10 protein-coding genes are annotated in these 12,558 nt (G+C 64.6%); 4 read left to right on the plus strand and 6 right to left on the minus strand.

Translation table 11 applies throughout. The features are described from left to right. Positions 1-5 precede the first annotated feature (5 nt). Entirely contained in the window at positions 6-1,109 is a 1,104-nt protein-coding gene (locus A5757_RS22480) for a class I SAM-dependent methyltransferase (RefSeq protein WP_066839199.1), read from the minus strand. A gap of 141 nt (positions 1,110-1,250) precedes the next feature. Here A5757_RS22480 and A5757_RS22485 point away from each other — a divergent pair, with 141 nt between their 5' ends. Both A5757_RS22485 and A5757_RS22490 read left to right on the plus strand, forming a co-directional pair. Beyond that, positions 1,251-2,315 carry an NAD(P)-dependent oxidoreductase gene (locus A5757_RS22485; protein WP_066839202.1) on the plus strand — a complete coding sequence of 355 codons (1,065 nt, stop codon included), beginning with the start codon at positions 1,251-1,253 and terminating at the stop codon, positions 2,313-2,315. A gap of 187 nt (positions 2,316-2,502) precedes the next feature. After that, complete coding sequence (locus tag A5757_RS22490; protein WP_066839205.1) at positions 2,503-3,189, plus strand: rhamnosyl O-methyltransferase; 687 nt, start codon at positions 2,503-2,505, stop codon at positions 3,187-3,189. Positions 3,190-3,252: 63 nt separating this feature from the next. On the opposite strand, the gene A5757_RS22495 is transcribed toward A5757_RS22490, so the two are convergent. The 4 genes from A5757_RS22495 to A5757_RS22510 are packed head-to-tail and all read right to left on the minus strand — an operon-like array spanning position 3,253 to position 8,348. After that, on the minus strand, positions 3,253-4,527 hold the full coding sequence (locus A5757_RS22495) for a glycosyltransferase (RefSeq protein ID WP_066839118.1): 1,275 nt from the start codon (positions 4,525-4,527) through the stop codon (positions 3,253-3,255). Between the two features lie 55 nt (positions 4,528-4,582). Further along, positions 4,583-5,869 (minus strand): glycosyltransferase, encoded by a 1,287-nt coding sequence (locus A5757_RS22500; RefSeq protein WP_066839120.1) that lies wholly within the window; start codon positions 5,867-5,869, stop codon positions 4,583-4,585. 58 nt (positions 5,870-5,927) lie between these two features. Then, a complete protein-coding gene (locus A5757_RS22505) occupies positions 5,928-6,932 on the minus strand; it encodes an NAD(P)-dependent oxidoreductase (protein ID WP_066839122.1) in 1,005 nt (334 codons plus the stop codon). 33 nt (positions 6,933-6,965) lie between these two features. After that, the gene (locus tag A5757_RS22510; protein WP_082929625.1) at positions 6,966-8,348 is read right to left on the minus strand and encodes a nucleotide sugar dehydrogenase; all 1,383 of its coding nucleotides are present in this window, start codon (positions 8,346-8,348) and stop codon (positions 6,966-6,968) included. Positions 8,349-8,685: 337 nt separating this feature from the next. Here A5757_RS22510 and A5757_RS22515 point away from each other — a divergent pair, with 337 nt between their 5' ends. Then, the gene (locus tag A5757_RS22515) at positions 8,686-9,420 is read left to right on the plus strand and encodes a rhamnosyl O-methyltransferase (protein ID WP_156618670.1); all 735 of its coding nucleotides are present in this window, start codon (positions 8,686-8,688) and stop codon (positions 9,418-9,420) included. 47 nt (positions 9,421-9,467) lie between these two features. On the opposite strand, the gene A5757_RS22520 is transcribed toward A5757_RS22515, so the two are convergent. Next, entirely contained in the window at positions 9,468-10,748 is a 1,281-nt protein-coding gene (locus tag A5757_RS22520; protein WP_066839124.1) for a glycosyltransferase, read from the minus strand. Positions 10,749-10,922: 174 nt separating this feature from the next. Here A5757_RS22520 and A5757_RS22525 point away from each other — a divergent pair, with 174 nt between their 5' ends. Next, positions 10,923-12,557, plus strand: a complete 1,635-nt coding sequence (locus tag A5757_RS22525) for a GMC oxidoreductase (RefSeq protein WP_066839213.1) — start codon at positions 10,923-10,925, stop codon at positions 12,555-12,557. Position 12,558 lies beyond the last annotated feature (1 nt).

Raw genomic sequence — 12,558 nt, forward strand, 5'->3', positions numbered from 1 at the left:
CCGGCTTACGCCGGCTGACTGCGACTCCGCTGGAGCCCGCCCAGTCCGGTGATCTCGATACTGACCGACTTCCGCTGGCCGGCGGCACCCAACATGAAGATGATGTCGCCGATCGGCGCCCCGAGCCAGAAACGCCAGAACCGCTTGTCGAGCACCTGCCATACATAGCGCCCGTCGCCGCGCAGCCAATACCGCGAAATCCAGTCGACCGCGTACCACAGCCGTTTGACGGGAGAGGCGACCATGTGGACATTCATCTCCATGATCTCCAAACCCCATGCGCGGTACTTCCACTCCAGCCCGTACCGCTCCTGAAACTCGTAGAACGCGCGCATTTCGCCATTCGTGACCAGGTACTCGTCGAACACCAGGATCGATCCCTCGACGAAACGGTCCTTGCACGTCTCGAGCGCGTGCAAGCAACTCTCATAGGTATCCAGGTCCATGTGAAAGAGCCGGATGGCAGCGCCGGGCCGCTCAGTCAGAAACGGCTCCAACGTGTCGTACGTGCTCCCCTGGATGAATTCCACATCGCGACCGAGCGCGGTGGGGACGCCGCGATCGAGGCTGACACCGGTGTCCCGGATGAATTGTCGCGCAAAAGGTTCGGAGATCGAGAACGTGCCCTGCTTGATGAGGGTCTGATCGTCGATCTGCCAGTCCTCCACCAGGCCGGTGAACGTGTCGAACCCATAGACCTTCCGACCGGACGCCTCTGCAGCCAGTCTGGTTGACCATCCGATCCACACGCCCAGATCCAGAACTAGCTCGGGTGCGCCGTCAACAGTAGGGGCGGGAAGTCGCGAGGCCTCCCACAACAGCGTATGACCAGCGATCTTCTTAGTCCGCAGACTTGCAAGGCTCTGCCGGATGAAGGCGCCATAAGCTTTGTCGTACGAGCGCGTATCTCTGGCGTAGAGGTTCGGTATAAAGCGGTCGCCACCCCGGTAGACCATGCGGCCACACAGAAGCACCACGGCGAGAATGCCGACCGCGGCCATCAGGGCCGGAGCCATCACGACCACCGCAAGCCCGATGCCGATCGCGATCGCCTTCCAGAGCCGATGAAGATCGGTATGGTCCACCGTCTGCCTATCGATGGCAGCCACCGACACCCTCCTGTTCGCCGCCATCCGCGAGGTCGTAGAACACCGCGCGACGCGGATTTCGCTCCGCAAAGCCGTTATTAACGCTTACGGTATTATTACTCGGGATGTCGTTTCCCGATGGGAAACCGGAAGGGGCAGTTGATGTCGACATCCGTACTCATCAGTGGCGGTGCGGGCTTCATCGGGTCCGCGTTGGCTCGTCGCCTGACTGATGCTGGACACGAAGTTGCGGTGTTCGACGTCTTCCACCCGCAGGTGCATCCGGACGGGGTGCCGATCAGCTTGCCGCCGTCTGTGCGCCTGTTCACCGGAGACGTCACGCACGCGCCCGACTGGGACGCCGTCCTCCGATTGTTCTCACCCTCCCAGATCGTCCACCTGGCAGCGGAAACGGGGACGGCGCAGTCGCTGTCGGAGGCGACGCGGCACAGCTCCGTGAACGTCGTGGGCACCACGCAATTGCTGGATGCATTGAGCCGCAAAGGGCATGTGCCGGAACAGATCGTGCTCGCTTCGTCGAGAGCCGTGTACGGGGAGGGCGCGTGGCAGTCAGGCGAACAGGTCTTCTACCCGCGTCCCCGCAGCCACGCTCAGCTCGCGGCCGGCATCTGGGATCCCCAGAGCCCGTCCGGTGAACCTGCAGTCCCCCTGGCGAGCTGTGCCGGCCGGACAGAGCCGCGGCCCACCAATATCTACGCCGCGACGAAGCTTGCTCAAGAACATGTCATGGCCGCGTGGACTGCCGCGCATGATGCCAAGTTCAGCATTCTCCGTCTGCAGAACGTGTACGGCCCCGGTCAGTCGTTGTTCAACTCGTACACCGGGATCGTCGCCCTTTTCGCGCGATTGGCACGCGAGAAGCACGCGCTCGAAGTGTACGAGGACGGGAACATCTTGCGGGATTTCGTCTATGTCGACGATGTCGTCGAGGCGCTCTTCGCCACCGTGGCGGCGCCTGCTCAGCATGTGCGCTGCCTCGATATCGGTTCCGGCACGCCGGCCACCATCCGCGACATGGCCTCCACAGTGGCTCGACTCTGCGGAGCGCCCGATCCTGTCCTCGTGGCGAAGTTCAGGGACGGTGACGTCCGCGCGGCACGTTGCGATATCGAGCCCGCGACGAAGGAACTCAATTGGTACCCGAAGTGGCAACTCGAGGATGGTTTACCGGCCCTACTCGACTGGATCGCGTATCAAACGCGCTAAGCCGTAGGGGTAGCGAATCCAAGGCGCGCAACATCTTCCGATCTCGCTCGGGAAGATCCGAGGGACAACACGTCGCATGCCGAGTCAAATTATGAGATCCGCACACACAGACAACGTGCGGATCGTGAAGTGAGAGGACGCAATGGGTAGAAACTCCGACGTCACGCCGCCCGTTCTGGTGCGGAAGTTGGCCAACGCCATTCAGACGCAGTATCCGAACACGTTCTACCAACCGACGGGCTCTGAATCTGAGGAGTACCACAAGTGGTACTTCAATACCCTGGTGTGGCGGACCACCACCTGGATGGGCATCGAGACGTACAAGTCGGTCAGCGACATGTGGAACTATCAAGAGATCCTGCATGAGCTGAAGCCCTCGCTGGTCATTGAGTTCGGCACTTTCTGCGGCGGCTCAGCCCTGTTCTTCGCCAATGCGATGAGGCAGATCGGCCGACCGTTCAAACTCGTCTCGGTGGACATCGACCACGGACGGTTGGCCGCGGCAGCCCGACAGGACCCGGATGTCCTGTTCGTGAAATCATCTTCGGCGGACGCCTCTGTCGCCGAACTCATCACCAGCCTCAAGCGTGAGTACCCGGGGAAGGTCTTCGCCATCCTGGACAGTGATCACTCGATGAATCACGTACTCGCAGAGATGAAACTGCTTCGGCCGCTGCTCTCTTCCGGCGATTACCTCGTGGTGGAAGACTCACTTCTCAACGGACATCCGGTGCTTCCCGATTGGGGACCTGGACCGTACGAAGCCATCGAAGCGTACGAGCGCGAGTTCCCCAGCGACTACTCCCACGACCGAGCACGGGAGACGAAATTCGGATGGTCTTTCGCACCGAACGGTTTCCTGATCCGGAACTAGCCTATTGCTCCGTCAACCGGGATCAACCCACTAGCAGCGACAACGCCGCAGGACGTAGACGGATCAACCCCTCTGTCTAACCGCTGCAAATCTTTCCGCCAAATCAGCGGCGGCCGCGGCCCCATCTGCGGGCGCGGTCATTTGGGTCGCGAGTGCCCGGGCTCTGACGCCGTATTGCGGCTCGAGGATGGTTCTCAGGTCGGCCACAAGCGTCGCCTCGTCTGTCGCCGAGAAGCGCCGGCCGGTACCAACTTTCAAGCGTTTGATCTGCGCCCCCCACAGAGCTTGGTTGGCATCGGTCGACAACACCAGCGTCGGCATTCCCGCGCGCAACCCCAATGCTGTAGTGCCTGCGCCGCCGTGATGGACCACAGCGCGACACTGGGGAAAAACCGAGGCAAAGTTCACCACGCCCACGACCTTGACGTGTTCGAATCGGTCTGCGGCGCCGAAGTCATCCCACCCTGCGCAGACCAATGCCCGCTCCCCCAACCGCGCGCAGGCAGAGGCGATCATTGCCAGTGTCTCGGAGGGCGATTCGACGGGCATACTGCCAAATCCGAAGAAGATGGGCGGCTTCCCCGCTGAGATCCACGATGCGACCTCCTCATCCGCGTCGGTCTCCAATTCCAGCGTGAGCGCACCGACGAAGGGGCGCTGGCCGTTCCACCTCGCCCATTCATCGGCCAGGCCGGGAAAGCACACGTCGTCATACGCTTGCAACTCCAGTGGGCGCCGGTCGACCACCCGCTGCGGCCATGGTCCTCTGGCCTTTGGCAGACCCAGTTCGCGACGCTGTAGAGCTTCGACCTTTCTCGCCCAACCTCCGCGCGACAGCCAGTCGTAAGTCGCCATCGCTGAGCGAGCCACCGGCGCGGGGAGAAACGGCGCGAGTTGACCATTGGGACGCATCGGATACCAATGGAGCGTGGCCAACGGAATGTTGCGGTATTCCGCCACATTGGCGGCTTGCACCTCGAAGCCGACATTGCTCGTCAACAGCAGATCCGATCCGTCGGTGAGTGCCGTCAAGGTTCTGCTCATCTCACCCCAACTGCTGTTGAGGGGCTGCCACATCTCTTGCAGCAACGCGTTCATCTCGCGGATCCGCCAAGGGCTGCGGAAGAAGCCGGTCCAGAAGTCTCGGTACGCGTCCATCATCGCCTGCAGATCCGATCCGAATCCGACCGTTTGCGGCACAGCGGACGATGCGTAGCCGACCAGGTCGGGCGGAACCGCCATCCAGACATCGTGTCCTCGACGCACTAGCTCCCGACCTACCGCCGCGCATGGCTCGACTTCGCCGCGACTGCCCCAACTTGCCAGCACGAACTTCATAGATCGTCGCCCTTCCCCTGCTCGCGCGCCGGCATCCGCGCGTGATCGAGTTCGGTCACGGCGGGCACATCCGGGCGTGATTGACGTACTCCTCGATGAGGTCAGCTGCGACGACGGCGCTCTCGTGGGGCTTGGTCATCTGTGACGCGACCCGCTGGGCCGGACCGATGAACTCGGGAGACAGCAAACGGCGCAAGTCCTCGGCCAGGGATTTCTCGGTACAACTCGTGAATCGACGTGTGAGGCCGACGCCCAGCTTCTTGATCTGCGCGCCCCAGAGGGCCTGATTGAAGTCCGTCGACAGGATCAGAATGGGGACGCCGGCACGAAGGCTCGCCGCCGTGGTGCCCGCACCGCCGTGGTGGACCACGGCACGGCACACCGGGAATACCGCGGCGAAGTTGACCAGCCCGACGACCTTGACGTTCTCGAACTGGGGCACATCGCTGAAATCCGCTCCGGCCGTGCCGATCAGCGCTCGCTCACCCAAACGGGCGCACGTCGAAGCGATCATGGCAACCGTCGCGGACGGTGACTTCAGCGGCATGCTGCCGAAGCCGAAGAAGATCGGTGGCGGCCCGGCCGCGATCCAAGACAGGACGTCCTCGTCGGCGTCGGTGGTCAACTCCAACGCCAATGTGCCGATGAAGGGCCGCTTGGCGGGCCGCTGCGCATTCCATTGCGCCCATTCGCCGGCCAGCCCCGGAAAGCACACCTCGTCGTAGGCCTGGAGCTCCAGCGATCCCCGCCCGGCGATGCGGGTCTGCCACGGCCTGTTGACCTTCGGAAGCCCTAGCTCGCGACGTTGGGTGTCCTCCGTCCTCTTCGCGCCGCGCCACGACAGCCACTCGAGCACTGTCATCAGACGCCGGCCGAGAGGTGCCGGCAGCAAGGGTACGAGCTGCCCGTTGGCCCGCAGCGGGAACCAGTGCAGCGTGGCCAGTGGGACGTCGAGGCATTCCGCGACGTTGGCTGCGGTCTCCTCGAAGTTCATTCCGGTCAGCAGTAGGTCGGCATCCTGCAGCAGGGACGAGAGTGTCGCGCTGACCTGCGGCCGCGACCTCAGCAGCGGGTCGGACACCTCTCTCCACATCTGTCCGAGCTTCTGAATCCGCCACGGGTTACGGAAGAAAAAGGTCCAGTAATCGCGGTACGCATCGCTGAAGGGATGCCATTCGGGTCCGTACTCGACCACTTCCAGACCCGCCGACTCCGTGAAGCCGACCATGTCGGGCGGCACAGCCATCAGCACGTCATGCCCCCGGTGCGTCAGTTCTCGCCCGACGGCTGCCAGTGGCTCGACCTCGCCACGGCTCCCCCAGCTAGCCAGGACCACCTTCATCGCGAGGTCGCTTTATCCCCCGCCTCGCGTCCATAGACGCGGGCGCCGCGCGCGGCGTTCAGTTCTGGTCTCCGTCACCGCGTTCCTCGAGGTACCACGGGTTGTCGCGCGCCCAGTCGATCGTGCGGCGGATGCCCTCTTCGAGGTCGACCTGCAGCCGCCAGCCCAGCAGACGCTGCGCCTTCGTCGAATCGGGTACGCGACGCGGAATGTCCTCGTAGCGGGCGCCGTAGCGTTCCACGGTGTCGAAGGCCGCGGTGCTCGACACCGAATCCACCTTGGCCAGTTTGATGGCGAGGTCGACGGCGTCGCGCATCGTCGTCTCGGTCATGCTCCCGATGTTGAAGACCTCACCGATCGCCGCGTCGCTGTCGGCGGCGAGCAGCGTGCCGGCCACCGCGTCGTCGACGTAGGTGAAGCACCTCGTCTGCTCACCGGAGTCGTAGAGCAGCGGTTCTCTGCCGTTGAGAATCCGGTGGATGCTCTGCGAGATCACGAAGATCGGATTCTGCCGCGGCCCATACACATTGAAGAACCGCACGACCGTCACCGGCAGGCCATAGGCGTCGTGCATCCCGAAGACCATGTGCTCGGCCATCGCCTTGCTGGTGCTGTAGCTCCACCGCGCCGTTCTGGTCGACCCCAGCACGCGGTCGTCATCCTCCGCCCACGGCGTGCTCGGGTTCTTCCCGTACACCTCGGAGGTGCTGGTGAATACCACGCGCGCCCCGCACTGGCGACTGACCTCCAACACATTGCGCGTGCCGATCACGCTGACATCCACGACGCGCAGCGGGTCTTCGACGTACTTGTTCACCCCGACGACCGAGGCGAGGTGGAACACCGTGTCGACGTCGGGGGTCACCGCAGCCTGCAGTGAGCTCAGATCGGTGACATCGCCCTGGACGAAGCGGAATCCGGGGTGGCGGTCGAAGTCGATGCTGGTGTCGCGGGTGTTACGGGCATAGTCGAAGACCGTGACCGAATCGCCACGGTTCAACAACGCGGTGACCAGGTGGGATCCGACGAAGCCGTAGCCACCTGTCACGACGACATGGGACATCGTTGCTCTTTTCTCGTTCCAGGAAGGGGCCGGTCAGCGCCCGACGCCCTTGTAGACGAAACCGGCGGCACGCACTGCCGCCGGGTCGAAGCTGTTGCGGCCGTCGAGGAACACGCATCCGGCTGCGGTCAGATCGGCCAGCCGCGTCAACGGGATCTGATGGAATTCACGGTGGCCCGCGAGCACAACCACGGCGTCGGCGTCCTTGACCGCGGACTCGATGTCGGGGGTCAGCGGGATCGTTGTCACCGAGAGGGCTTCCTCGTCGATCACCCACGGATCGTGGATCGACAGCTGGCAGTTGGACTCTTCGAGCAGCGACACGATGTATTTTGTCGGCGTGAGCCGGCAGTCGCCGGTGTTGTTCTTGAACGCGATGCCCAGTACCGCGATCTTGCTGTCCGCGACGGTTTTTCCCTGATCGGCGAGCAGCTGTTCGAGCAGGCCGTAGGTGTAGCCGGGCATGGTGTCGTTGACGGTCCGCGACGTGCGCGGGATGTGCAGCTCCAGCCCCAGCGACTGTCCCAGATGGTTGACGAACCACGGATCCTTGGTCAGGCAGTAGCCGCCGACCCCCATGCTCGGGCGCAGGATGTTGACGGGGTGACCGCCCTTGGGCATCGTGTTGGCCGCTTCGATGACCTGCAGCGCATCCATCCCGAGCCGGTCGCACACCTTGGCCAGCTCATTGGCCAGCGCGACGTTGAGGTCGACCCACACATTGTCCGCGAGCTTGACCATCTCGGCGGTTCTGGGGTCTTCGACGATCACCGACTCCACGCCCAGCGCATGTCGCCACAGCGCCGAGCAGGCCCTCGCACTGGACTCGTCGACCGCGCCGACCACCACCGGGATCGACGTGAGTTCACGGATGGCCTGCCCCTCGGCGAGCCGCTCCGGACAGAAGGCCAGACCGAAGTCGACTCCGGCGCGCAGACCCGACGCCTTTTCGAGGATGGGCCGGACGAGCGTCTCCGTGGTATCGGGCGGCACGGTGCTCTTGAGGATCACCACGTGGCCGGGTAGCAGGTGTTCCCCGACCGCACGCGCCGCGGCCTCGATGTCGTCGACGATGGGCTCGTAATCGGGGCCCAGCGGCGTGCCGACGTTCACGATGACGAAGTCGTTGTCGGCGACGGCGCTGAAATCGGTTGTCGCACGGAGTTTCCCGACACGGACAGCGTCGGCCACCATTTCGCTGAGGCCCGGCTCGGCGATGGCGGTCCTGCCCATGTTGATGTCGTCGACAACACTCTGGCGGACATCGATGCCGGTCACCGGCCAACCGCGGTCGGCCAGCACGGCGCCGATCACCGTGCCGATGTATCCGAAGCCGACGACCGCGATCCCCGAGCGCATGCCGCGGACGAGAAGATCGATCTCGGCGTCGCTGCGTCCGAACGCGCCCCTAGCCATGCGGTACCAAGCCTTTCAGTCCCCCTCGCGGAGTTCGGCGACGTCACAGTGAGGACCCTCTAGCCCCCGGCTACGGCGGGAGTCTAACTAACGCATCCGTCAATCATGCGTGTATTGCGATTTTTGGCGAAGCCGCGACGGCAGTAGTCGGCTGCCCGTGCGGCGCGGCCCGCCGACGTGTAGGTCCGCTCCGACGGAGTTCGTCCAGACGCCCGCCCGGCACTACTTCTGCTGCTACTCTGCGGCCGTGCAAAGGCGTCAGAGAACCGAAGAACAAAATCCAGGGCGCACGAACCTGGCCCTGCGGCGCGAAGGTCCCGTGTACGCGCCGGGTGAAATGGACATCAAAGCTGTGGGGCGAATCGCCGTGAATACGGCGAAGTCACTGCGGCGAGTGGTGAACTCTGCGGCGTCGATCTTCTTCTATCAGCCCACCGGTACGGAGGGCGAGGAATACCACAAGTGGTACTACAACACCTTCGTCTGGAACAAGACCACGTGGCTGGGTGTCGAGTGCTGGAAATCAGTCGCCGACATGTGGAATTACCAGGAGATCCTTTTCGATGTGAAACCGTCGTTGATCATCGAATTCGGCTCCAACCGCGGCGGGTCGGCGTTGTTCTTTGCGCACATCATGCAGCGTGTTGGCGTCCCGTTCAAGGTGCTGTCGGTCGACATCAGCCACCAGCGCCTCGATCCCGCGGCGACGGCGGATCCGGACATTCTGTTCATCGAATCCTCTTCGATCGAGCCGGCCATCACCGACCGTATCGAACAGCTGAAGAAGGAATATCCCGGCCGAATTTTCGCCATTCTCGACAGCGATCACTCCAAGGATCATGTGCTGGCTGAAATGAAACTTCTGCGGCCGCTGCTTTCCGCCGGCGACTATCTTCTGGTCGAGGATTCCTGCGTGAACGGACACCCGGTATTGCCGGGATGGGGCCCCGGGCCGTATGAAGCGATCGAGGCCTACAAAGCCGAGTTCCCGGACGACTACACGCATGACACCGAACGCGAGGACAAGTTCGGCTTCACATTCGCGCCGAACGGGTTTCTGATCCGCAACTAGCGCCGCCCGGCGCACCGCGCGCCGGGCTCGTTGGCAAACTGGCGGTGTCACACCGCGGTGGTCAGACCTGCGAACTCTTCGATGTGGTCGGCTGCCGCCGCAGCACTCTGGGCCGGGGTACTCATCCGCGGCGCGATCTCGCGCGCGCGGACCGCATATTCCGGGTTGAGGATGCGGCGCAGATCGCCGGTCAGCGTCTTCTCGGTGGTCGTGGAGAACCGCCGGCCCGCTCCCACCTTGAGGCGCTTGAGCGCAGCGGCGAAGAACGGCTGATCGGGCAGCGTCCACAGGATCAGCTGCGGGACGCCCGCCCGCAGACAGGCGGCGAGGGTGCCCGATCCCCCGTGGTGCACCACGGCGCGACAGGTCGGGAACACCGTCGCGTAGTTCACCTGCCCGACGACCTTGACGTGCTCGAACTGGGGTACGTCACCGAAATCTGTTCCGCCGGCGCCGATGACGGCACGATGTCCCAGCTCGGTACAGGCCGCTGCGACCATGGCGACCATATCGGCCGGGGATGCGATCGGCACGCTGCCGAAGCCGAAGAAGATCGGTGGGGTGCCCGCCGATATCCACGCCGCGACCTGCTCGTCCGCGTCGGTCGGTGACGCCATCGCCAGGGCGCCGACGAACGGTCGGCGCGGTGGCCGCCTGCTGTTCCACGTCGCCCATTCCGTCGCCAACCGCGGAAAGCACACCTCGTCGTAGGCCTGGATCTCCAGGGCGTCTCGCTGGGCGATTCGCCGCGGCGCCGGTGCGGTGGCGTCGGTAAGCCCGATCCCCCGGCGTTGGATGTTCTCGGCGGCGCGCGTCCCCCGCCACGCCGCCCAGTCATTGCCATGCATCGCCAGGCGGCTCAGCGGCGGCGGCAGGAACGGCAGCAGCTGACCGTGCGCCCGGCACGGGAAATACTGCAACGTCACCAACGGGATATCGCGGGACTCGGCGACATTGGCAGCGGGTTGCTCGAAGATCAGCCCGGTCAGGAGCAGATCGGCGTTGTCGGTCAGCGCATGCAGTGTGGTGGTCATCTCCGCCCAGCACTCGGCGGCGAACCGCTCGGTCTCGCGAGCCATCCCGTTGATCTCCTTGAGCTTCCACGGGGTACGCGAATAGCACGTGAAGTACCTGCGCTGCAGTTCCAGGATCGGGGCCGAATCCAAACCATATGCGGCAGCGTGCAGTCCGGCGGATTCGGCGAATCCCACCAGATTCGGCGGGACGGCGATCGTCACCTGATGGCCTCGGAGTTGCAATTCGCGCCCGACGACGACCGCGGGTTCGACGTCGCCGCGACCGCCGTAGCTCGACAGCACCAACTTCATGTGTGGATCTGGGCCTCTCCGGTCGACGGGCCCGCACGATGTCGGGTCCGGCCATTATGGCGGTTTTTTGACGCATGAGTAAGCGTTCTGCGGTCGGCGGTGACCGACGGTTGATACGATCCCGAATCGCCCAGATACTCACCTCTTTTGGGCCTCACCGCGCAGGAGTGGGATTTGACTGACGGCGTGTTGGACGCCCGCGACGCCGAACGCATGCCGTGGGACGTGATCGTCGTCGGCGCCGGTATGGGTGGCGGGACGCTGGGCCACCGGCTGGCCCGCTCGGGTCGCAGGGTGCTCTTCGTGGAGAAGGGGCGTTCGACACTTCCGGGGACGCCGGGCACGATCCGCGCTGCGGTGCCGGAACTGGCGGCGCCCGAGGGGACCCGTTCGGCCGAGACGTACTACGAGACGCTCGCCCGCGCCGGACGGTCGACCGACGAGGTCGAGGACATCAGCGGCCGCTTCCCGAAGCGCTTCGTCCCGTTCATCGGCAGCGGCACCGGCGGGTCCTCGGCGCTCTACGGCATGGTGTGCGAGCGGTTCTTCGCCGAGGACTTCACGCCCCGGCAGAACTTCGCCGATCCGGGCGATTCGACGGTGCCGGAAGCCTGGCCGGTCAGCTACGACGAGATGGCTCAGTGGTATTCCGAAGCCGAACGCCTCCTCGGCGTGCGCGGACAGCCCGATCCACTCCGACCCCGGGCCGCGTGCCTGCCTGCCGCACCGCCGTTCTCGGCGGACAACCGTCCGCTGGTCGATCACCTGCTCGGCCAGGGACTGCACCCCTATCACCTGCCGATGGCATGCGACTACACCCCCGGATGCACCACGTGTCAGACGTATCTGTGTGACCGGCCGTGCAAGAACGACGCCGCTCGCAACTGCGTCCTGCCCGCGGTCACCGAATACGGCGCCGCGCTACTGGCGGACGCCCGGGTCGTGCGCCTGGACGCCGATCGCACCCGGGTCCGGCGTGTGATCTGTGAGCAGGCGGGCCGGACGTTCGCGCTGACCGCTGACGTGGTCGTACTGGCCGCCGGCGCGCTGGCCACGCCGGTGCTGTTGCTCGGTTCCCGCTCCGGCGACTGGCCGCGCGGGCTCGCCAACGGCTCGGACTGGGTCGGGCGCAACCTGATGCGCCACCTGCTCGATCCGATCGAGGTCTGGCTCGACCGCGACTCGTCGATCACGGCCGCCAACAAGGAGATCGGTCTCAACGACTTCTACATCTGGGAGGGACAGAAGTACGGCACCGTCCAGTCCTTCGGCGCGATACCTCCGATGGAGTGGGTGATCAACCGACCCGGCGCCCGGGGTAAGGCCATGCGGATGATGGCTCCCGCCGTTCGCCAGGTCTACGAGCGGTTCTTCACCGGCGGTCTGGTTCTGGCTGCGATGATGGAGGATCTGCCCTACCTGGACAACCGCGTCCTGCTCAGCGACAGCAGCACCGCAGACGGTCGGCAGCGGATGCGGATCCAGTACCGGCTGCACCCGGGCGAGACCGCGCGGCACGCGGCGTTCCTCCAGCTCTTCAAGGCGACACTGGCACCGTTCCGCACCCGCGCCCTGGGCAGCGGTAGGAACAACGCCAATCTCGGGCACGTCTGCGGCACATGCCGTTTCGGCACCGATCCCCGGACCAGCGTGCTCGATCCGCACAACCGGGCGCACGAGGTCGAGAACCTCTACGTCGTCGATACGTCGTTCTTCCCGTCGAGCGCCGGACTGAATCCCAGTCTGACGGTCGCCGCCAATGCCCTGCGGGTCGCTTCACACATCGACCAGGCGCACTTCGCGAACTGAC

The sequence above is a fragment of the Mycobacterium sp. 852013-51886_SCH5428379 genome, assembly GCF_001665575.1.
GTDB lineage: Bacteria > Actinomycetota > Actinomycetes > Mycobacteriales > Mycobacteriaceae > Mycobacterium.

What these genes read in the sequence shown, in the direction of transcription:
- A5757_RS22520 (WP_066839124.1), bottom strand. Translation starts at nt 10,748, where the DNA reads ATGAAGTTGGTGCTGTCGAGCTACGGCGGTCGCGGCGACGTCGAACCC.
- A5757_RS22495 (WP_066839118.1), bottom strand. Translation starts at nt 4,527, where the DNA reads ATGAAGTTCGTGCTGGCAAGTTGGGGCAGTCGCGGCGAAGTCGAGCCA.
- A5757_RS22485 (WP_066839202.1), top strand. Translation starts at nt 1,251, where the DNA reads ATGTCGACATCCGTACTCATCAGTGGCGGTGCGGGCTTCATCGGGTCC.
- A5757_RS22505 (WP_066839122.1), bottom strand. Translation starts at nt 6,932, where the DNA reads ATGTCCCATGTCGTCGTGACAGGTGGCTACGGCTTCGTCGGATCCCAC.
- A5757_RS22510 (WP_082929625.1), bottom strand. Translation starts at nt 8,348, where the DNA reads ATGGCTAGGGGCGCGTTCGGACGCAGCGACGCCGAGATCGATCTTCTC.
- A5757_RS22500 (WP_066839120.1), bottom strand. Translation starts at nt 5,869, where the DNA reads ATGAAGGTGGTCCTGGCTAGCTGGGGGAGCCGTGGCGAGGTCGAGCCA.
- A5757_RS22515 (WP_156618670.1), top strand. Translation starts at nt 8,686, where the DNA reads ATGGACATCAAAGCTGTGGGGCGAATCGCCGTGAATACGGCGAAGTCA.